18 protein-coding genes are annotated in these 21,471 nt (G+C 58.4%); 15 read left to right on the plus strand and 3 right to left on the minus strand.

Features of this window, described 5'->3' with window-relative positions:
• The first annotated feature begins 75 nt into the window (after positions 1–75).
• The 11 genes from FX982_RS05475 to FX982_RS05525 all read left to right on the plus strand — a co-directional run bounded on the left by FX982_RS05475 (position 76) and on the right by FX982_RS05525 (position 14,198).
• Positions 76–2,910, plus strand: a complete 2,835-nt coding sequence (locus tag FX982_RS05475; RefSeq protein WP_172609900.1) for an LPS-assembly protein LptD — start codon at positions 76–78, stop codon at positions 2,908–2,910.
• Positions 2,891–4,213 (plus strand): peptidylprolyl isomerase, encoded by a 1,323-nt coding sequence (locus tag FX982_RS05480; RefSeq protein WP_172609901.1) that lies wholly within the window; start codon positions 2,891–2,893, stop codon positions 4,211–4,213. The genes FX982_RS05475 and FX982_RS05480 overlap by 20 nt, the downstream gene beginning before the upstream one ends.
• A complete protein-coding gene (pdxA, locus tag FX982_RS05485; protein ID WP_172609902.1) occupies positions 4,210–5,199 on the plus strand; it encodes a 4-hydroxythreonine-4-phosphate dehydrogenase PdxA in 990 nt (329 codons plus the stop codon). Before FX982_RS05480 ends, pdxA begins: the two co-directional genes overlap by 4 nt.
• Positions 5,196–6,002 (plus strand): 16S rRNA (adenine(1518)-N(6)/adenine(1519)-N(6))-dimethyltransferase RsmA, encoded by an 807-nt coding sequence (gene rsmA, locus FX982_RS05490; RefSeq protein WP_172609903.1) that lies wholly within the window; start codon positions 5,196–5,198, stop codon positions 6,000–6,002. The genes pdxA and rsmA overlap by 4 nt, the downstream gene beginning before the upstream one ends.
• Before the next feature lie 117 nt (positions 6,003–6,119).
• Positions 6,120–6,500 (plus strand): Co2+/Mg2+ efflux protein ApaG, encoded by a 381-nt coding sequence (gene apaG, locus FX982_RS05495; protein ID WP_172609904.1) that lies wholly within the window; start codon positions 6,120–6,122, stop codon positions 6,498–6,500.
• Complete coding sequence (locus tag FX982_RS05500) at positions 6,500–7,381, plus strand: symmetrical bis(5'-nucleosyl)-tetraphosphatase (RefSeq protein ID WP_172609905.1); 882 nt, start codon at positions 6,500–6,502, stop codon at positions 7,379–7,381. The genes apaG and FX982_RS05500 overlap by 1 nt, the downstream gene beginning before the upstream one ends.
• A gap of 54 nt (positions 7,382–7,435) precedes the next feature.
• Positions 7,436–7,756, plus strand: a complete 321-nt coding sequence (glpE, locus tag FX982_RS05505; protein WP_172609906.1) for a thiosulfate sulfurtransferase GlpE — start codon at positions 7,436–7,438, stop codon at positions 7,754–7,756.
• Positions 7,757–8,043: 287 nt separating this feature from the next.
• A complete protein-coding gene (locus FX982_RS05510) occupies positions 8,044–9,966 on the plus strand; it encodes a PrkA family serine protein kinase (protein ID WP_122536560.1) in 1,923 nt (640 codons plus the stop codon).
• Between the two features lie 101 nt (positions 9,967–10,067).
• Positions 10,068–11,339: a YeaH/YhbH family protein gene (locus FX982_RS05515; RefSeq protein WP_074886967.1), complete on the plus strand. Its 1,272-nt coding sequence runs from the start codon at positions 10,068–10,070 to the stop codon at positions 11,337–11,339.
• Positions 11,336–12,898, plus strand: a complete 1,563-nt coding sequence (locus tag FX982_RS05520; RefSeq protein ID WP_172609907.1) for a SpoVR family protein — start codon at positions 11,336–11,338, stop codon at positions 12,896–12,898. Before FX982_RS05515 ends, FX982_RS05520 begins: the two co-directional genes overlap by 4 nt.
• Before the next feature lie 70 nt (positions 12,899–12,968).
• Complete coding sequence (locus FX982_RS05525) at positions 12,969–14,198, plus strand: multifunctional CCA addition/repair protein (RefSeq protein ID WP_172609908.1); 1,230 nt, start codon at positions 12,969–12,971, stop codon at positions 14,196–14,198.
• Between the two features lie 47 nt (positions 14,199–14,245).
• Here the strand turns inward: FX982_RS05525 and folK are convergent, their stop codons facing one another.
• Together folK and folB are read right to left on the minus strand one after the other, a co-directional pair.
• Positions 14,246–14,773 (minus strand): 2-amino-4-hydroxy-6-hydroxymethyldihydropteridine diphosphokinase, encoded by a 528-nt coding sequence (gene folK / locus FX982_RS05530; RefSeq protein ID WP_172609909.1) that lies wholly within the window; start codon positions 14,771–14,773, stop codon positions 14,246–14,248.
• Positions 14,764–15,117: a dihydroneopterin aldolase gene (gene folB, locus FX982_RS05535; RefSeq protein ID WP_172609910.1), complete on the minus strand. Its 354-nt coding sequence runs from the start codon at positions 15,115–15,117 to the stop codon at positions 14,764–14,766. Before folB ends, folK begins: the two co-directional genes overlap by 10 nt.
• Positions 15,118–15,191: 74 nt before the next feature.
• Here folB and plsY point away from each other — a divergent pair, with 74 nt between their 5' ends.
• A complete protein-coding gene (gene plsY / locus FX982_RS05540; protein ID WP_074886952.1) occupies positions 15,192–15,761 on the plus strand; it encodes a glycerol-3-phosphate 1-O-acyltransferase PlsY in 570 nt (189 codons plus the stop codon).
• A gap of 48 nt (positions 15,762–15,809) precedes the next feature.
• Here plsY and tsaD read toward each other — a convergent pair whose 3' ends face one another.
• On the minus strand, positions 15,810–16,835 hold the full coding sequence (gene tsaD, locus FX982_RS05545) for a tRNA (adenosine(37)-N6)-threonylcarbamoyltransferase complex transferase subunit TsaD (protein WP_172609911.1): 1,026 nt from the start codon (positions 16,833–16,835) through the stop codon (positions 15,810–15,812).
• 196 nt (positions 16,836–17,031) lie between these two features.
• Here tsaD and rpsU point away from each other — a divergent pair, with 196 nt between their 5' ends.
• From rpsU to rpoD, 3 genes are all read left to right on the plus strand, one after another.
• Entirely contained in the window at positions 17,032–17,247 is a 216-nt protein-coding gene (gene rpsU / locus FX982_RS05550) for a 30S ribosomal protein S21 (RefSeq protein WP_002551877.1), read from the plus strand.
• Between the two features lie 262 nt (positions 17,248–17,509).
• Positions 17,510–19,477: a DNA primase gene (gene dnaG / locus FX982_RS05555; protein WP_172609912.1), complete on the plus strand. Its 1,968-nt coding sequence runs from the start codon at positions 17,510–17,512 to the stop codon at positions 19,475–19,477.
• Between the two features lie 67 nt (positions 19,478–19,544).
• Positions 19,545–21,389, plus strand: a complete 1,845-nt coding sequence (rpoD, locus tag FX982_RS05560) for an RNA polymerase sigma factor RpoD (RefSeq protein WP_172609913.1) — start codon at positions 19,545–19,547, stop codon at positions 21,387–21,389.
• The last annotated feature ends 82 nt before the right edge of the window (positions 21,390–21,471 follow it).

Consider the following 21,471-nt stretch of genomic DNA (forward strand, 5'->3'; position numbering starts at 1 on the left):
CATCTTTTTCAGCCCATCGAGAGGCGTGCGGCCCCCCCGCGGGCAGATGGCGCGCAGGAAGCCCGGACTAATAAGATGGCATTGAAATCCCCCGCGTTTCGTAAAAAATTTCCGTTGCTCGTAACCGGCAGTCTGCTGGCGATGCAACCCTTGGCCGTCCCGTACGTGGTTGCCGCCGAACAGTATGACTGCTCGGTGTCTGCAACAGGTGCATGGGATTGCTCCCCGAAAACCAACGCAGCCCAGTTGCCTCCGCGCCCCGTGCACGACGCCAACAGTGTTTCGTCCAACAGCAGCACGGCAGATGGCGCTCAGACGACCACCACCTCCGATGGCGAAGTCGTGCCCAAAACGATGCTGGTCACCGAGGCCAAGGGCCGTGGCCTGAAGTCGCGCAGCGCCGATTACAGCCACCTGGACTGGGTGCCGCGCGAGAAGCTGACCGCAGCCCAACTGGCTGAGACCGGTCCGTATTGCTCGGGCGCCTATGTCGAACCGATCCGTCCGGGCATGGACGACAAGACGCCGAAGAGCGACGCACCGACTTTCATCGGCGCCAAGGCTTCGCGTTATCAGCAGGAAGAACAGGTTGCGACCCTGGCAGGTGACGTTGTCCTGCGTCAGGGCAGCATGCAGGTAGAGGCTGACGAAGCCAGCCTGCATCAGGCCGAGAACCGTGGCGAGCTGAACGGCGATGTCCGTCTGCGCGACAACGGCGCCCTGATCGTCGGCGACCATGCTGAAGTTCAGCTCGACACCGGCGAAGCCAAAGTCGACAACGCCGAATACGTGCTGCACAAGAGCAACGTTCGCGGTAACGCGCTGTACGCTCGTCGTGCCGAGAACGCGATCATCCGCTTGAAGGACGGCACGTACACCACGTGTGAACCGAACAGCAACGCGTGGACGGTGAAGGGCAATAACATCACCCTGAACCCGGCCACCGGCTTCGGTACGGCCACCAACGCCACACTGCGCGTTCATGACATCCCGATCCTGTACACGCCTTACATCTATTTCCCGATCGACGACCGTCGCCAGTCCGGCTTCCTGCCACCGACCATCGGCACGAGCACCGACACGGGCTTCTCGTTGCTCACTCCGTACTACTTCAACCTGGCGCCGAACTACGACGCCACGTTGTACCCGACCTACATGGCCAAGCGCGGCATGTTGCTGGAAGGCGAGTTCCGCTACCTGACCAAGAGCAGCGAAGGTCAGTTCGGTGCGGCTTACTTGAATGACGACGATGATGATCGCAAAGACCAGTCGGACTACAAAGACACTCGCTGGTTGATCAACTGGCAGGATCGCAGTGGTCTGGACTCGCGTCTGACCAGCAAGATCGACTACACCAAGGTCAGTGATCCTTACTACTTCAAGGATCTGAAAAGCGGTCAGGAAGGTGTGAGCACCAGCGACTACCTGAACCAGCAAGGTGCGCTCTACTATCGTGGTGACAGCTACACCGCGACGCTGAATGCGCAGCAGTATCAACTGACCACCGTGACTCAGATCACGCCATATGCTCGTCTTCCCCAGCTGACCTTGAACGGTACGTTGCCATATCGTCCTGAAGGCCTGAAGTTCGATTACGAGACAGAGTTGGTTCGCTTTGATCGAGATTTGAGAACGGGCAATTACATCGATGAAGACGGCGGCCCGTTGAATCCGGACGGCTCCATAGGTACAACTCGACTCGACAACAATATTTCTGGGCTTGCACGCGCAAACGGCGACCGCCTGAACCTTGCTCCATCGATCAGCTTGCCTCTGACTGCTAGCTACGGTTTTGTGACACCAAAGCTGAAATACGTTTACACCAAATACGATCTGGATCTCGATGGGAAGGGCAAAGATTATCTGGCTTCCAATGCCAATCTAACCTCGACAACTCGTGAGAACTTCGACAGCGGCGTTGACCGCGCGGTGCCGATCTTCAGCGTCGACAGCGGCTTGTACTTTGATCGCAACACCAACTGGTTCGGTAAAAACTACCGCCAGACTCTGGAACCTCGTGCGTACTATCTCTATGTTCCAGAGAAAGATCAGGGCGATATTCCGATCTTCGACAGTGGCGAAACCACCTTCAACTACAGCTCGCTGTTCCGCGACAACCGCTTCGTCGGCTCCGACCGCATCGGCGACGAAAACAAACTCTCGCTGGGCGTGACCAATCGCTGGATCGAAGACAACGGTTTCGAACGTCAGCGCGTGAGCATCGGCCAGGCGGTGTACTTCGCCGACCGCAAGGTGCAACTGCCAGGTATTGCTTTCGAAGACCGCAAGGACGCTCAGTCCGACGTGTCGCCGTATGCACTCGAATATGAGTACCGCTTCAACCGTGACTGGCGTGCAAACTCGGACTTCAACTGGGACCCGGACAGCCGCAGCACTCGCTCCGGCAGTGCAATGCTCCATTACCAGCCTGAAGACGAGCCGGGCAAGATCATCAACGCCGGCTATCGCTATCGCAACGACCAGATCCGTTACGATCAGACAACCGGTAAATGGAGCGTAGGCGGAGGTGACTACGGGACACCGGGTACGCCCGGCTACATCAAGGACTACTACAAAATTCAGCAACATGACTTCTCGGTCATCTGGCCTGTGGTTCCGCAGTGGAGCGCAATTGCCCGCTGGCAGTTCGACTACAACCGCGACCGCACCCTCGAAGCCTTTGGTGGTTTTGAATATGACAACTGCTGCTGGAAGCTACGTCTGATCAACCGGTACTGGGTCGACTATGACGAGTCCAGCCAAGAGATACCGCAGAACGAAAAAGGCGACCACGGCGTCTTCCTACAAATCGTGTTGAAGGGACTTGGTGGCGTCGTTGGCCAAAAAGTTGAAAGCTTCCTCGACAAAGGCATCCAAGGTTATCGTGAACGTGAAGACCAAGCTTTCTGATTGTCTGCGCCCGCTGATGCTGGGCGCGCTGCTTATCGGTTCTGTTGCGCACGCTGAAGTGCGCACCATCGACAAGGTAGTTGCCATCGTCGACAACGACGTGGTCATGCAAAGCCAGCTCGACCAGCGCACCCGTGAGGTTCAGCAAACCATCGCCAAGCGCGGGCAAGGCGTTCCGCCTGCCAGCGCTCTGGAATCACAGGTTCTGGATCGTCTGATCCTGGAAAACCTGCAGATCCAGATCGGCGAACGCTCCGGCATTCGCATCAGCGATGAAGAGCTGAACCAGGCAGTTGCCACCATTGCTCAACGCAACAACATGAGTGTTGACCAGTTCAAGGCTGCACTGACCCACGACGGGCTGTCCTACACCAGCGCACGTGAGCAGATTCGCCGGGAAATGATCATCAGCCGTGTGCGTCAGCGCCGGGTTGCCGAGCGCATTCAGGTCTCGGAGCAGGAAGTGAAGAACTTCCTGGCTTCCGATCTGGGCAAAGCTCAGTTTTCTGAAGAATTTCACCTGGCCAACATTTTGATCCCGACGCCGGACAGTGCGACGTCGGATCAAATTCAAGCTGCTGCAGCCAAAGCCAAGGACCTCTACGGCAAGCTGCAACAGGGTGCGAACTTCGAGCAGATGGCGATCGCGTCGTCGGCCAGTGAAAGTGCGCTGGACGGTGGTGACATGGGTTGGCGTAAAGCCGCTCAGCTACCGCCTCCGTTCGGCGACATGCTGTCGTCCATGCGCCCGGGCGAGGTCACCCCTCCTGCGCGTACGCCGGGCGGTTTCATCATCCTCAAGCTGTTGGAAAAACGCGGCGGCGAGACTCAGACCCAGATGCGCGACGAGGTTCACGTTCGTCACATCCTGATCAAGCCAAGCGAAATCCGTAGCCCAGCCGAGACCAAGCTGCTCGCGCAACGTATCTACGACCGCATCCAGAATGGCGAAGATTTCGGCGAACTGGCGAAGAGCTTTTCCGAAGACCCGGGTTCCGCGCTTAACGGCGGTGAGATGAACTGGGTTGACCCGCGCTCGCTGGTTCCGGAGTTCCGCGACGTTATGAATGAGACACCTCAGGGTGTCGTCTCCAAGCCGTTCGAGACCCAATTTGGCTGGCACGTTCTGGAAGTCCTCGGCCGTCGTTCGACTGACAGCACCAGTCAGGCGCGTGAACAACAGGCAATGACCGTACTGCGTAACCGCAAATACGACGAAGAACTGCAAACCTGGCTGCGTCAGATCCGTGATGAAGCCTACGTCGAGATCAAGCTCCCCGGAGCTGATCAGGCGGCCAAGTGAAACCCCAGCGTTTCGCCCTGACACCCGGCGAGCCCGCCGGCATTGGTCCTGACCTTTGCCTGTTGCTCGCCGCACAGTCCCAGCCCCATCCCCTGATTGCCATTACCAGCTGTGACCTGCTCACCGAGCGGGCCGCCCAGCTGGGCGTGGCCGTTAGCCTGATTTCCGTCACACCCGCCGCATGGCCTGATGTCCCCGCCCCCGCTGGCAGTCTGTATGTCTGGGACACGCCGGTTAACGCGCCGGTAGTTGCCGGCCAGCTCGATAAAGCCAATGGCAGTTTCGTGCTCGAAACCCTGACCCGAGCCGGTCAGGGCTGCATGGACGGCCATTTCGCCGGCATGATCACAGCGCCGGTGCACAAGGGCGTGATCAACGACAGTGGCATCGCATTTTCCGGCCATACTGAGTTCCTTGCGGAGCTGACCCATACCGAACAAGTGGTGATGATGCTTGCGACCGGTAATCTGCGCGTGGCGCTGGTGACCACTCATCTGCCCCTGCGTGACGTCGCCGACGCGATCACTGTTGAGCGGCTGGAGCGTGTGACGCGCATCCTGCACGCGGATCTGGTCAACAAATTCGGCATCGCCCGCCCGCGGATTCTGGTCTGTGGCCTAAACCCGCATGCCGGCGAGAGTGGCCACCTGGGCCGCGAAGAAATCGACATCATTGAACCTACTCTGGCGCGTCTGCGCAGCGAGGGGCTGGACTTATATGGCCCGCTGCCCGCCGACACGCTCTTTACCCCCAAATATCTGGAGCACTGCGACGCGGTGCTGGCGATGTACCATGACCAAGGCCTGCCCGTGCTGAAGTACAAAGGCTTCGGCGCCGCCGTCAACATCACGCTGGGCCTGCCGATCATTCGCACCTCCGTGGATCACGGCACAGCGCTGGATCTGGCGGGCACCGGCAAGATCGACGCCGGCAGCCTCAGGGTCGCTCTGGAAACCGCCTATCAGATGGCCGAGACCCATTCATGAACGAGCAATTCCAACACAAGGCGCGCAAGCGTTTTGGCCAGAACTTCCTGCACGATGCCGGCGTGATCGACAAGATCCTGCGCTCCATTCGTGCCAAGGCCGAAGACCGCATGCTGGAAATCGGCCCGGGGCAAGGCGCCCTGACCCAAGGCCTGCTGAACAGCGGCGCACAGCTGGACGTCGTGGAACTCGACAAAGACCTTGTGCCGATCCTCATGCATCAGTTCGGCAGCAAGCCGAATTTCAGCCTGCATCAGGGTGACGCGCTGAAGTTCGACTTCACCAGCCTGAACGCCGCACCCAACAGCCTGCGTGTCGTCGGCAACCTGCCGTACAACATCTCGACGCCGCTGATTTTCCACCTGCTGCAGAACGCCTACCTGATCCGCGACATGCACTTCATGCTGCAGAAAGAAGTGGTCGAGCGTCTGGCGGCAGGCCCTGGCGGCGGTGATTGGGGTCGCCTGTCGATCATGGTTCAGTACCACTGCCGCGTGGAGCACCTGTTCAACGTCGGCCCGGGGGCATTCAATCCGCCGCCGAAAGTGGATTCGGCCATCGTTCGCCTGGTGCCCCATGAAACCCTGCCGCACCCGGCCAAGGATCACCGCGTGCTCGAACGCGTCGTCCGCGAAGCCTTCAACCAGCGCCGCAAGACACTGCGCAACACGCTGAAAGCCCTGCTGACCAGCGAAGAAATCACCGAAGCCGGTGTCGATGGCAGCCTGCGTCCGGAACAACTGGACCTCGCGGCGTTTGTTCGCCTGGCCGACATGCTCAGCGAAAAGCCTGTCGCCGCCTGACCTTCTGGGGACATGTCCGGTCAAAGCCTCAGTGCTCGTTTATCCGTTACATGTCCTAGACTGACTTTCAACCGGACCACTTCCGGCTTCTCCGCTTTCGCTTTTAAGGCCTCTTGCATGTCTGATTCTCGTTACCAGGTCGACGTCAGCGTCGAGACCCGTTTCCTAGCAGAACAATCACAGCCTGAGCACAACCGCTTCGCCTTCGCTTACACCATCACCGTGCACAACAACGGCGAGCTGCCAGCCAAGTTGCTGTCGCGCCATTGGGTCATCACCGACGGCGACGGTCAGGTTGAAGAGGTTCGCGGCGACGGCGTCGTAGGTCAGCAACCGCTGATCCAGCCTGGGCAAAGTCACACCTACACCAGCGGCACCGTGATGACCACCAAGGTGGGCAATATGCAGGGCACTTATCAAATGCTCGCAGAAGACGGCAAGCGCTTTGATGCTGTCATTGCACCATTCCGTCTGGCCGTACCGGGGGCGCTGCACTGATGGCAGTTTACGCAGTCGGTGACCTGCAGGGCTGCCTTGAGCCGCTGAAGTGCCTGCTCGAACGCGTGGCATTCGAGCCTGGCAAAGACACGCTCTGGCTGGTTGGCGACCTCGTCAACCGAGGCCCGCAGTCATTGGAAACCCTGCGTTATCTCTACGCCATGCGCGACTCCATCGTCTGCGTGCTGGGCAATCATGACCTGCACTTGCTGGCGGCCGGTCGCAACATCGAGCGCCTGAAGAAAGGCGACACGCTGCGGGAAATCCTCGAAGCGCCAGACGCGGTCGTGCTGCTTGACTGGTTGCGCCAACAGAAGCTGATGCATTACGACGCCGAACGAGACATTGCACTGGTGCATGCCGGAATCCCGCCGCAATGGACGCTGAAAAAGGCGCTGCGCTGCGCTGAAGAAGTAGAAGAGGCATTGCGCGATGACAATCGCTTCGAGCCCTTTCTCGACGGCATGTATGGCAACGAACCTGCCAAGTGGGACAAGGACTTGCAAGGCGTCACTCGGCTGCGGGTCATCACCAATTACTTCACGCGCATGCGTTTTTGCACCAGCGACGGCAAGCTCGATCTCAAAAGCAAGGAAGGACTCGACAGTGCGCCGGCGGGTTACGCGCCGTGGTTCAAGCACAAAGAGCGCAAAACCAAAGGCATGGGTATCATTTTTGGTCACTGGGCCGCACTTGAAGGCCGATGTGATGAGCCTGGCGTGTATGCACTGGATACGGGCTGTGTCTGGGGCGGCGCAATGACCCTGCTCAACGTCGACACCCGCGCGCTGATTCGCTGCGAATGCGACGAGCGCGGCAACGCAAAAGCACCCACCCCCGAGGCATCCCCTGTCAGCGAGCCGACGCCGCTGCAGCAGTAAACTCTCCCTACGTTCTCGACCGTTCGAGGACCCGACGGCCCAGGAGCCCGAGCCATGACTGACTTCAAACGCATTTCACCCGAACAAGTCCACGCCCTGCGCGAACAAGGCGCCGTGCTGGTGGACGTGCGTGACGCGCAAACCTACGCGACCCAGCACATTCCGGAATCGCATCACCTCGACAACCATTCCATCGCAGACTTCATCCGCCAGGCCGATCTAGACAAACCGCTGGTCGTTCTCTGCTACCACGGCAACTCCAGCCAGAGCGCAGCGGCCTATCTTGTAGGCCAGGGCTTCTCCGAGGTCTACAGCATGGATGGCGGTTTCGAGTTGTGGAAAGCCAAATTTCCAGACGAAACCGCGCAAGGCTGATCGAAAAATATTTTTGCTGACCGCTATCCCGCGTCCTACGCGGGCTCGCGCCCTCATCTGACGAACGGGTATGCCCTGTTCATCCCCATTGCTTCTTTCTGTGCCCGAATCCGAACTACTCTTAGCCTCAGGCCATCCGAATCAGGGGAGAGCCGGTACACCGGCGCGTGGGTCATCGGTCGCTACTTTTATGGTGTTTGGGGGGTAATGGCAGCTGCGTGATCGGCTTCCATCCAGCATCAACTGACGATCCGCCGCCGGCTCCACGTATCGAGCGAGGTGACGTCATGAGTATTTTTAGCCACTTCCAACAACGCTTTGAATCGACACGGCAGGAAGAGCTCTCGCTACAGGAGTATCTCGAGCTCTGCAAAACCGATCGCAGCGCATACGCTTCCGCCGCAGAACGTCTGCTAATGGCCATCGGTGAGCCTGAGCTGTTCGACACGTCGACCAATTCCAGGCTGTCCAGAATCTTCTCCAACAAGGTCATTCGGCGCTATCCCGCGTTCGAAGAATTCCACGGCATGGAAGACTGCATCGAGCAAATCGTCTCGTACTTCCGCCACGCCGCCCAGGGCCTTGAAGAGAAGAAACAGATCCTTTACCTGCTCGGCCCTGTTGGCGGTGGTAAATCGTCCCTGGCTGAAAAACTCAAATCGCTGGTTGAAAAAGTACCGTTCTACGCCATCAAAGGGTCCCCGGTTTTCGAATCCCCTTTGGGCCTGTTCAAACCCACCGAAGACGGGACGATCCTCGAAGAGGACTACGGCATTCCGCGCCGGTACCTGAACACCATCATGTCGCCATGGGCGACCAAACGACTGGCCGAGTTCGGTGGCGACATCAGTCAGTTCAAAGTCGTGAAGCTTTACCCTTCCATCCTCAACCAGATCGCCGTCGCCAAAACCGAGCCCGGTGACGAGAACAACCAGGACATTTCGGCGCTGGTGGGTAAGGTCGATATCCGCAAGCTTGAGGAATACCCACAGAACGACGCCGACGCTTACAGTTATTCGGGCGCGCTGTGCCGGGCCAACCAGGGCCTGATGGAATTCGTCGAGATGTTCAAGGCGCCGATCAAGGTGCTTCACCCGCTGCTGACCGCCACCCAGGAAGGTAACTACAACAGTACCGAAGGCCTGGGCGCGATCCCGTTCACCGGTATTTTGCTGGCCCACTCCAACGAATCGGAATGGCACAGCTTCCGCAACAACAAGAATAACGAAGCCTTCATCGACCGGATCTACATCGTCAAGGTGCCGTACTGCCTGCGGGTCAATGACGAAATCAAGATTTACGACAAATTGCTGTTCAACAGCTCCCTGTCCAAAGCCCACTGCGCGCCGGACACCCTGAAAATGCTTGCGCAGTTCACCGTCCTGTCGCGGCTTAAAGAGCCGGACAACTCCAACATCTATTCGAAGATGAGGGTCTACGACGGCGAGAACCTCAAGGACACAGACCCGAAAGCCAAGTCGATTCAGGAATACCGCGACAGCGCCGGCGTCGACGAAGGCATGAACGGCCTCTCTACACGGTTTGCGTTCAAGATCCTGTCGAAGGTCTTTAACTTCGATCCCCATGAGATCGCCGCCAACCCGGTTCACTTGCTGTACGTGCTGGAGCAGCAGATCGAGCAGGAGCAATTTCAGGCCGAAACCCGCGAGCGGTATCTGCGTTTCATCAAGGAATACCTGGCGCCGCGCTACATCGAGTTCATCGGCAAGGAAATCCAGACCGCCTACCTCGAGTCGTACAGCGAATACGGCCAGAACATCTTTGACCGCTACGTGCTGTACGCCGACTTCTGGATTCAGGACCAGGAGTACCGCGATCCGGAAACCGGCGAGATCCTCAACCGGGTGGCGTTGAACGAGGAGCTGGAGAAAATCGAGAAACCGGCTGGCATCAGCAACCCGAAAGACTTCCGCAACGAGATCGTCAACTTCGTGCTGCGTGCCCGCGCCAATAACAACGGCAAGAACCCAACCTGGCTGAGCTACGAGAAGCTGCGGGTGGTGATCGAGAAGAAAATGTTCTCGAACACCGAGGACTTGCTGCCGGTCATCAGTTTCAACGCCAAGGCCAGCAAAGAGGATCAGCAGAAGCACAACGACTTTGTCACACGAATGGTCGAGCGGGGCTACACCGATAAACAGGTAAGGCTTCTTTCCGAATGGTACCTACGGGTCCGGAAATCGCAGTAAGGCAGCTGCAAGCGTCAAGCTACAAGCTGTAGGAAGAAAGCGCGTCAACCGCTTCTACTTGCAGCTTGCGGCTCACAACTTGAAGCTCCCCGGAGGGGCCTATGAGCTATGTGATCGACCGACGTCTCAATGGCAAGAACAAGAGCACGGTAAATCGGCAGCGCTTTCTTCGCCGTTACCGTGACCACATCAAGAAAGCAGTAGAAGAAGCCGTCAGCCGGCGCTCTATTACTGACATGGAGCACGGCGAACAGATCAGTATTCCGGGGCGGGATATCGACGAGCCGGTCCTGCACCATGGTCGCGGCGGCAAGCAGACGGTGGTTCACCCGGGTAACAAGGAGTTCACCACCGGTGAGCACATCGCCCGTCCGCAAGGAGGCGGTGGTGGAAAAGGGCCTGGCAAGGCGGGCAACTCCGGCGAAGGCATGGATGAGTTCGTGTTCCAGATCACCCAGGAAGAATTCCTCGAATTCATGTTCGAGGACTTGGAGCTGCCCAACCTGGTCAAGCGCAACCTGAGCGGCACGGACACGTTCAAGACCGTTCGCGCAGGCATCAGTAATGAAGGCAATCCTTCACGCATCAACATCATCCGCACACTGCGCTCGGCCCATGCGCGGCGTATTGCACTGTCCGGCAGCAGCAGGGCCAAGCTGCGGCAGGTGCAGGCTGAACTGGAACGCCTGAGGATCGAGGAGCCCGACAACTTCGGCGACATCCAGGAACTGGAAATCGAGGCCGCAAAACTTCAGGCGCGGATCCGTCGCGTCCCGTATCTGGACACCTTCGACCTCAAATACAACCTGCTGGTCAAACAGCCGAACCCCAGTTCCAAAGCCGTGATGTTCTGTCTGATGGACGTTTCCGGGTCGATGACCCAGGCGACCAAGGACATCGCCAAGCGCTTCTTCATCCTGCTGTATCTGTTTCTCAAGCGTAACTACGACAAGATCGAAGTCGTCTTCATCCGCCACCACACCAGCGCGCGGGAGGTCGACGAAGAGGAATTTTTCTATTCACGGGAAACTGGCGGCACCATCGTTTCCAGCGCATTGAAGCTGATGCAGGAGATCATGGCTGAACGCTACCCCACCAACGAATGGAATATCTACGCAGCCCAAGCCTCGGACGGCGACAACTGGAACGATGACTCGCCTATTTGCCGCGACATCCTGATCAAACAGATCATGCCTTTCGTGCAGTACTACACCTACGTCGAAATCACCCCGCGCGAACATCAGGCGCTGTGGTTCGAATACGAGCGCATCGGTGAAGCCTTCGCCGACACGTTCGCCCAGCAGCAGCTGGTCTCTGCCGGTGATATCTATCCGGTGTTCCGTGAACTCTTCCAGCGCAGGTTAGTGACATGACCGCTAGAGAGCAGAAGCGCCAACCCCTCTCCACGGGTTCAGAGTGGACGTTCGAACTGATCCAGGCCTATGACCGGGAAATCAGTCGCATCGCCGAACGTTATGCGCTGGACACTTACCCCAACCAGATTGAGGTGATCACCGCCGAGCAAATGATGGACGCCTATGCGTCTGTCGGCATGCCGCTGGGTTATCACCATTGGTCCTACGGTAAACACTTCCTCAGTACGGAAAAGTCCTATTCGCGCGGACAGATGGGTCTGGCCTACGAGATCGTCATCAACTCCGACCCGTGCATCGCCTATCTGATGGAAGAGAACACCATCTGCATGCAGGCACTGGTTGTGGCCCACGCCTGCTACGGGCATAACAGCTTTTTCAAGGGCAACTACCTGTTCCGCACCTGGACCGACGCCAGTTCGATCATCGATTACCTCGTGTTCGCCAAGCAGTACATCATGCAGTGCGAAGAGCGTCACGGGATCGATGCGGTCGAGGATCTGCTCGACTCGTGCCACGCGCTGATGAATTACGGCGTCGATCGCTACAAGCGGCCCTACCCGATTTCGGCAGAAGAAGAACGCCGCCGCATGAAGGATCGGGAGGAGCATCTGCAGAAGCAGATCAACGATCTGTGGCGCACGATTCCGAAAAGCGCGAGCAAGAACGACAAAGAGGATTTCTCACGCTTCCCCGCCGAGCCTCAGGAAAACATCCTCTACTTCATCGAAAAGCACGCCCCCTTGCTGGAGCCTTGGCAGCGTGAAGTGGTGCGCATCGTCCGCAAGATCGCCCAGTATTTCTACCCGCAGCGTCAGACCCAGGTCATGAACGAGGGTTGGGCCACCTTCTGGCATTACACACTGATGAATGATCTGTACGACGAAGGGCTGGTGACTGACGGCTTCATGCTGGAATTCCTGACCTCCCACACCAGTGTTGTCTACCAGCCGGGTTTCGACAGTCCCTACTACAGCGGTATCAATCCCTACACCCTGGGCTTTGCCATGTATCAGGACATCCGGCGGATGTGCGAGCACCCGACCGAAGAGGACCGCCAGTGGTTTCCTGATCTGGCCGGTACTGACTGGCTGACGGCGGTGAAATTTGCGATGAGCAGCTTCAAGGACGAGAGCTTCATCCTGCAGTACCTGTCGCCCAAGGTGATCCGAGACCTGAAGCTGTTCAGCATCCTCGACGATGATCAGAAGGATGATCTCCTCGTGCCCGCCATCCACGATGAAACCGGCTACAAGGTGATTCGTGAAACCCTCGCCGCGCAATACAACCTCGGCAACCGCGAACCCAACGTACAGATCTACAGCATTGACCGTCGCGGCGACCGCTCCCTGACCCTGCGTCATCAACAGCACGACCGTAAACCCCTCGGCGATTCCACGGACGAAGTGCTGAAGCACCTGCACCGGCTGTGGGGTTTTGATATCCATCTGGAAACGCTGCAAGGTGACCAGGTGATGAAAGTCCACCATGTGCCACCGAGAAGCGAACACGCTGACAGTGAATATTCCCGGCTGGACCTGGCGGTCGTCCACTTATAGACCCTGAGTGTTTCCAGCCTCCGCGATCGCGACTTAAGGTTTATCCTGTCGCCCTCACGGAGGCTTTTTTATGCAGATTTATAAAGTTGGCGGCGCAGTACGCGATCGCCTGCTTGGCAAACCGGTCACTGACATCGACTGGGTAGTAGTGGGTGCGTCGACCGAAGAGATGCTGGTCAAGGGCTATCGCCCAGTGGGAACAGATTTTCCCGTTTTCTTGCATCCGCTGACCGGTGAGGAATACGCGCTGGCTCGCACAGAACGCAAGACCGGCAAAGGATACGGCGGCTTTGTTTTTCACGCCCATCCGGATGTCACCCTTGAACAGGATCTGATCCGTCGAGACCTGACGATTAATGCAATTGCCGAGGACAAGAACGGTCAACTGACCGATCCTTACCACGGCCAGCAGGACCTGGAAGCCCGAGTATTGCGTCACGTTTCCCCCGCGTTCGCCGAAGATCCTCTGCGTGTCTTGCGCGTGGCCCGCTTCGCCGCGCGCTATGCCCCCGACGGTTTTACCATCGCCCCGGAAACCCTCGAACTGATGCGTCAGCTGAGTAGCTCGGGTGAACTTGAAGCGCTGACACCGGAACGCAGCTGGAAGGAAATCTCCCGGGCACTGATGGAAAAAGAGCCGCAGGTGTTCATCGAGGTCCTGCGTGAATGCGGCGCCCTGAAGGTGCTGATGCCGGAAGTTGACGCGCTGTTTGGCGTGCCTCAGCCGGAAGCCCATCACCCTGAAATCGACACCGGTTTGCACGTTCTCAGCGTGTTGCATCAGTCCGCCCTGCACCGCCAGCCGCTAAGCGTGCGCTGGGCTTGCTTGCTGCACGACTTGGGCAAGGGACTCACGCCGCAAGAGGAATGGCCGCGTCACATCGCCCACGAGCACAAAGGACTCAAGGCGATCAAGGCAATGAATCAGCGCTTCAAGGTGCCGAGGGACTGCCAGGAACTGGCGCTGCTGGTGGGCGAATATCACACCCACGGCCATCGCGCGCTGGAGCTGAAGCCGTCAACATTGCTGGATCTGCTGCAGAGCTTTGACGTGTATCGCCGCCCGCAACGCTTCGAGGAATTCATCGCTGCCTGCGAAATGGACGCCCGAGGCCGCAAAGGATTTGAGGAGCGCACCTATCCGCAAGCCGAATATCTGCGCGGTGCTGCCGAAGCGGCGCGGCAAGTGGCGGTTCAGCCACTATTGGAGAAAGGTTTTCAGGGCCAGCAATTAGGCGAAGCGCTCAAGCGAGAGCGGCTGGATACGCTGAAGGTGTACAAGGCGTCGTATCAGCTTTAAGCCGCTGAGTTGGCCGCGGCGCCGTCGAGCTGAATGTCGGACGCCTGTTAGACCGCAGGAAGCAGGATGGCCGGGGTGAGCTGCTCGCCGCGCCATTCGAAGGCAACCGGCCAGAGCTTCTGATCGATTTTCGCTTCAGCCCACAGCTGGGCAAACGCCACACCGGCCTCAGGGTGCAGACGCTGCGGCGCGATGAGCGACAACGGCCACAGCACGAACGCATTTTTGAGGATTTCAGCGCGGGGCAGAATCAGGCCGTCGAAGTTGCCGACCTGTTCGCCATACAGCAGGACGTCGATATCCAGCGGCAGCCCCTTGCGATCAGGAGCATAACGACCGTTATCGGCTTCGATGAATTTGAGGCGGCGGTCCAGTTCGGTCAGCGGCAGATCTGTCAGTGCCGAAACCACCAGGTTGAAAAACGGCCCGCTCTTGATCCCCACCGGGTGACTTTCGAACACCGGCGAGAGGGTCATGTCGGTGAGGAAGTCGGCAAGAGCGTCGAGGCCGGCGCACAGATGGCGCTCCCGCTCGACATTGCTGCCCAGTCCCAAAAAAATCCGTGTCAGCGACATCCGCGCTCGATCTCCACCCCAACGCCCTTCGCCGCTGGCACGGCTCCCGGCTTGGTCAATTTGAGGTGCAGCCAGGGAATATTGAACTCGTTCATCAGAACTTCGGCGAGTCGCTCGGCAAAGGTCTCGACCAGCTGAAATTGAGAGGCTTTGGCGAATGCCTGAATCCGTGCGGACACACTGGCGTAATCGAGCGCTTTGCTCAGGTCGTCGCCTGCAGCTGCAGGCCGATTGTCCCAGGCAAAACTTAGGTCCAGGCGCAGGCACTGGCGAATGCCACGTTCCCAGTCGTAGGCGCCGATGACGGTATCGACCTCCAGACCTTCAATGAAAACTCTGTCCAAGCCTGTCTCTCCGTTGCACGACAAGGGCGCGATGCGCCGTTAGAATCAAGGCAACCTCGCCCGGAATGGTTAGCATGTTTTGGTTACTGGCGGTCCTCGCCTACCTGCTCGGCTCACTGTCATTCGCCATCCTGATCAGCCGCATAACCGGTCGCCCGGACCCGCGCGCCAGTGGCTCGGGCAACGCTGGCGCGACCAATATGCTGCGCCTGGCCGGCAAGAAACTCGCGGTACTGACGCTGATCGGCGACGTCTGCAAAGGCATGATCCCGGTGCTGATCGCCAGAGGATTGGACCTCGACCCACGACTGCAAGCCTGGATCGGACTGTGCGCAGTGCTGGGGCATCTGTTCCCGCTGTACTTCCGTTTTCGTGGCGGCAAAGGCGTGGCCACGGCCGCCGGCATGTTGCTGGCCTTGTACCCGCCGGCTGCCCTGCTCGCCATCGGCGCCTGGCTGCTGACGTTCTACCTCACTCGCACCAGCTCGTTGGCTTCGTTGATCGCCACGCCGCTGACGCTGCCGCTGCTCGCATGGCAGGAACCCCACGCGTTACTGCCGATGAGCGTGTTAACGCTGCTCATCGTCTGGCGCCATCGGGGCAATCTACGCGACCTGTTTGCCGGGCGCGAACGGCATTTCTGAAGCTACGCCCTGCCACAACCCCAACCAGGCGCTCGAACCGATTTGCCATCAAAGACCGGGCAACTGCTCCATCGGCCAACGCGCCTGCACAGTAATGCTCAGACTTTCCCTCTGCCCTGCCTGCAAACGCTGGCAGCCGGCAAAGGCGATCATCGCGCCGTTGTCGGTGCAGAACTCAGGCCGGGCGTAATAAACATTTCCGCCCAGGCCATCGAGCATCTGTTCCAGCGACAAACGTAACGCCTTGTTTGCGCTCACGCCGCCGGCGATGACCAGACGCTTGAGCCCCGTCTGCTTCAGCGCGCGTTTGCACTTGATGGTCAAAGTGTCCACCACCGCCTGCTGGAAGGCCAGCGAGATGTCGCAACGGGTTTGCTCGCTGTCGTCCCCGGTACTTTGGCACTGCTGCCAGGTGTTCAAGGAGAACGTCTTCAAGCCGCTGAAGCTGAAATCCAGCCCGGGGCGGTCCGTCATCGGACGCGGAAAGACAAAGCGCCCGGCCACACCGGATTGCGCCAGACGGGAAATCTCCGGCCCCCCCGGGTAATTCAGGCCCATCATCTTCGCGGTTTTGTCGAACGCTTCGCCGGCGGCGTCGTCCAGGGTTTCGCCAAGCAACTCGTAGAGACCAATGCCATCGACGCGAACAAGCTGCGTATGGCCACCGGAAACCAACAAAGCGACGAACGGAAACTCAGGGGGATTTTCTTCCAGCATGGGGGCCAGCAAATGCCCTTCCATGTGGTGCACACCCAGAGCCGGGATGTCCCACGCAAAGGCCAACGCCTGTGCGCATGAGGCCCCCACCAGCAGAGCTCCGACCAGTCCTGGGCCAGCGGTATAAGCGATGGCATCGATCTCGGTCACGGCGCAGTCTGCCTCGGCCAACACCTGACGAATCAAGGGCAGCATGCGTTTCACGTGGTCACGGGAGGCAAGCTCCGGGACCACTCCGCCATAGACGCGGTGCAGGTCGATCTGGCTGAATAATGCGTCGGCAAGCAGCCCGCGTTCGCTGTCGTACAGCGCGACACCGGTCTCATCGCAGGAAGTTTCCATTCCCAGTACTAGCATGGGGTACGCCTTGTTGGGGCTGAATTCGAAGGCGCGCATAATAGTCGCCGCTCATGCCTGCGACCAGTGCTTTTCGATCAGAGGCTTTGCATTCCGCGAAGCAAGGGGTTAACATCCGCAACCCTTAAAAACCGACGTACTTAGTGCAAGCGTTGCAGTAAGCGTTGACCCCGGTAATGAATGAAGGTAGCTCTGGATGCCAGCCGTCAAAGTTAAAGAGAACGAACCCTTCGACGTAGCTCTGCGTCGTTTCAAGCGCTCCTGCGAAAAAGCCGGTGTTCTGGCTGAAGTTCGTAGCCGCGAATTTTACGAGAAGCCGACTTCTGAGCGTAAGCGTAAAGCAGCAGCTGCTGTTAAGCGTCACGCCAAGAAAGTACAGCGCGAACAGCGCCGCGCCGTTCGTCTGTATTAATACAGACGTCTGACGCAAGCTTCTGCCTTGCCCGGCCTTCAAAGCCGGGCTGTCGGCAGTTGCAGTTCTAGCCTCACGCAACACCGATCAAGCAACACAAGACAGAGGCTGTTGACGCCGCAGATGCGACCGAGACAAACCCCGTCGATTTCTTCCAGCCTGATTCAGGCCGCGTTGACCCGTCTACACTGACCAAGCAACCGTCGTTACGGTTTGGATTCGCCACGATCTTTCTGGCGGGGCGCCTGATGATGAGAACGCCATGGCCGGACTGATTCCCCAAGGTTTTATTGACGACCTCCTGAACCGCACCGACATCGTCGATGTTGTCAGCTCACGCGTTCAATTAAAAAAGACCGGCAAGAACTTCAGCGCCTGTTGTCCTTTCCATAAAGAGAAGACACCGTCGTTCAGCGTCAGCCCGGACAAACAGTTCTATTACTGCTTCGGCTGTGGTGCGGGTGGTAACGCCCTCGGCTTCATCATGGACCACGACAACCTGGATTTTCCCCAGGCCGTCGAAGACCTGGCCAAAGCGGCCGGGATGGAAGTCCCACGCGAACAAGGCGTCAAAGGGCAAAAGCCCCGACAGCCTACCGATTCGCCGCTCTACCCCCTATTAACAGCCGCCGCCGATTTTTACCGGGCCGCGCTGAAGAGCCATCCAACGCGAAAATCTGCGGTGGAATACCTGAAAGGCCGCGGCCTGTCAGGTGAGATTGCCCGCGACTTCGGACTGGGCTTCGCCCCTCCTGGCTGGGACAACCTCTACAAGCACCTTAGCAGCGACACCCTTCAGCAGAAGGCGATGATCGATGCCGGCTTGCTGATCGAAAACGCCGAAACCGGCAAACGCTACGACCGCTTCCGCGACCGTGTGATGTTTCCCATTCGCGACAGTCGCGGCCGAGTGATCGCATTTGGCGGGCGGGTATTGGGCGACGACAAGCCCAAATACCTGAACTCTCCTGAAACCCCGGTGTTTCATAAGGGTCAGGAGTTGTACGGTTTATTCGAAGCTCGCAAATTTAACCGTAACCTGGACGAGATTATCGTCGTCGAAGGCTACATGGATGTCATTGCACTGGCCCAACAGGGCTTGCGCAATGCCGTTGCGACGCTGGGTACGGCGACCAGCGAAGAGCATTTGAAACGGCTGTTTCGTGTGGTGCCGAACGTTCTGTTCTGCTTCGACGGTGATCAGGCTGGCCGAAACGCTGCCTGGCGCGCACTGGAAGCGACGATTCCCGGTTTGCAGGACGGCCGGCGCGCGAGGTTTCTGTTCCTGCCCGAAGGGGAGGATCCCGACACCCTGGTGCGCGCCGAAGGCACTGACGCGTTCAAGGCGAGAATCAACCAGCACGCACAACCGCTGGCTGACTATTTTTTCGAGCAACTGACCAAGGAGGCCGATCCGCGCTCCCTGGAAGGCAAGGCGCACATGGTGACACTGGCCGCGCCGCTGATCGAAAAGGTGCCGGGCGCCAATTTGCGCGAGCTAATGCGCCGACGACTGAAAGAGATCACCGGGCTGGACACCGCCGCGGTCAACCAGTTGATGCAGTCCGCTCCGGCGGAGGCTCAGCCCAGCTACGATCCGGGCTTCGATTACGAGGCCGTGCCGGATTACGGTGATTATCAGCAGCCCGATTACCAGGTGCAGCAGGAATGGACGCCGAACGCGCCGGGCGGTCAGCAGAAAAAATGGGACAAGAAGCCGTGGGACAAAGGCAAGAAATGGGACAAGAACGGCAAGCGTCCTGATTTTGAGCCTCGTGGGCCACGCACACCGGCGACGGTTGAGCCGCCGGCGCTGACAGCACTTAGAACCTTGCTGCATCACCCTGAACTGTCAGCGCAGGTTGCCAACGCCAGTACGTTCGCCGATGAAGAAAACGTGTATTCGCAGCTTCTGGTGGCACTTATCGACGCCACACAGAAAAACCCGAAGCTGCGCACCATGCAGTTGATTGCCCGCTGGCATGGCACCGATCAAGGACGATTGTTGCGTCAACTGGCGGAAAAGGAATGGCTGATCTCGGCCGATAACCTTGAACAACAGTTTTTCGACACTATAACTAGCTTGTCTGCCCGCCAACGCGAGCGACATCTGGAGCAATTGATCAGGAAGGAACGGCAGTCAGGTCTGAGCGCGGAAGAAAAAGTTCAGCTGCTCAACCTGTTAAATCGCAAAGTTCCTGCACAAACCCCGACCTCAACTGGCGTGTGAGGTCATAGCTCGGGTATAATCCCCGGCTTGTTTTTTGCCCGCCAAGACCTTCAGTGGATAGGGTGTTATGTCCGGAAAAGCGCAACAGCAGTCTCGTATCAAAGAGTTGATCACCCTGGGTCGTGAGCAGAAGTATCTGACTTACGCAGAGGTCAACGACCACCTGCCTGAGGATATTTCAGATCCAGAGCAGGTGGAAGACATCATCCGCATGATCAACGACATGGGGATCCCCGTACACGAGAGTGCTCCGGATGCGGACGCCCTTATGTTGGCCGACGCCGACACCGACGAGGCAGCCGCTGAAGAAGCCGCTGCTGCGTTGGCTGCGGTCGAGACCGACATCGGTCGCACGACTGACCCAGTGCGCATGTACATGCGTGAGATGGGTACCGTCGAGCTTCTGACACGTGAAGGCGAAATCGAAATCGCCAAGCGTATCGAAGAAGGCATCCGTGAAGTGATGGGCGCCATCGCGCACTTCCCTGGCACGGTTGAGCACATTCTCTCCGAGTACACCCGCGTCACCACCGAAGGCGGTCGTCTGTCCGACGTCCTGAGCGGTTATATCGACCCGGACGACGGCATAGCGCCGCCAGCCGAAGTCCTGCCGCCAGTCGATCCGAAGGCCGAGAAGGTCGAAGGTGCTGACGACGAAGAGGAAGACGCTTCCGACGATGAAGAGGACGAGGTCGAAAGCGGCCCGGACCCAGTCATCGCCGCCCAGCGCTTCGGTGCCGTTTCAGACCAGATGGCCATTGCCCTCAAGGCGCTGAAAAAGCACGGTCGTGGCAGCAAGCAGGCCAACGCTGAACTGCTGGCTCTGGCCGAGCTGTTCATGCCGATCAAGCTGGTTCCAAAACAGTTTGAAGGCCTGGTTGAGCGTGTTCGCGGTGCCCTTGAGCGTCTGCGGGCACAAGAGCGTGCCATCATGCAGCTGTGTGTTCGTGATGCACGTATGCCGCGCGCCGACTTCCTTCGCCAGTTCCCGGGCAACGAAGTTGACCAGAGCTGGACCGATGGGCTGGCCAAAGGCAAAAGCAAATACGCTGAAGCCATTGGTCGTCTTCAGGCCGACATTCAGCGTTGCCAGCAAAAGCTGACCGCACTGGAAGAAGAAACCGGCCTGACCATTTTGGAAATCAAGGACATCAACCGTCGGATGTCGATCGGTGAGGCCAAGGCCCGCCGCGCGAAGAAAGAAATGGTTGAAGCCAACCTGCGTCTGGTGATCTCGATCGCCAAGAAGTACACCAACCGTGGCCTGCAATTCCTCGATCTGATCCAGGAAGGCAACATCGGTTTGATGAAGGCGGTGGACAAGTTCGAATACCGTCGTGGTTACAAGTTCTCGACGTACGCCACCTGGTGGATTCGTCAGGCGATCACTCGCTCGATCGCTGACCAGGCACGCACCATCCGTATTCCGGTGCACATGATCGAGACGATCAACAAGCTCAACCGTATTTCCCGTCAGATGTTGCAGGAAATGGGTCGCGAGCCGACGCCGGAAGAGCTGGGCGAACGCATGGAAATGCCTGAGGACAAGATCCGCAAGGTATTGAAGATCGCTAAAGAGCCGATATCCATGGAAACCCCGATCGGTGACGACGAAGACTCGCATCTGGGCGACTTCATCGAAGACTCGACCATGCAGTCGCCAATCGATGTCGCCACGGTTGAGAGCTTGAAAGAAGCGACGCGCGAAGTGCTGTCGGGCCTCACCGCCCGTGAAGCCAAGGTACTGCGTATGCGTTTCGGTATCGACATGAACACCGACCACACCCTTGAGGAAGTCGGTAAGCAGTTCGATGTTACCCGTGAGCGTATCCGTCAGATAGAAGCCAAGGCGTTGCGCAAACTGCGTCACCCTACGCGAAGCGAACACCTGCGTTCGTTCCTCGACGAGTAAGCGACACGTCGTACCAAAACCCCCGGCATTGCTGGGGGTTTTGCGTTTTAAGGAATAAATTTCCGGCAGAGTGCCACTGTTG

This window comes from Pseudomonas graminis, from assembly GCF_013201545.1.
Classification (GTDB): domain Bacteria; phylum Pseudomonadota; class Gammaproteobacteria; order Pseudomonadales; family Pseudomonadaceae; genus Aquipseudomonas.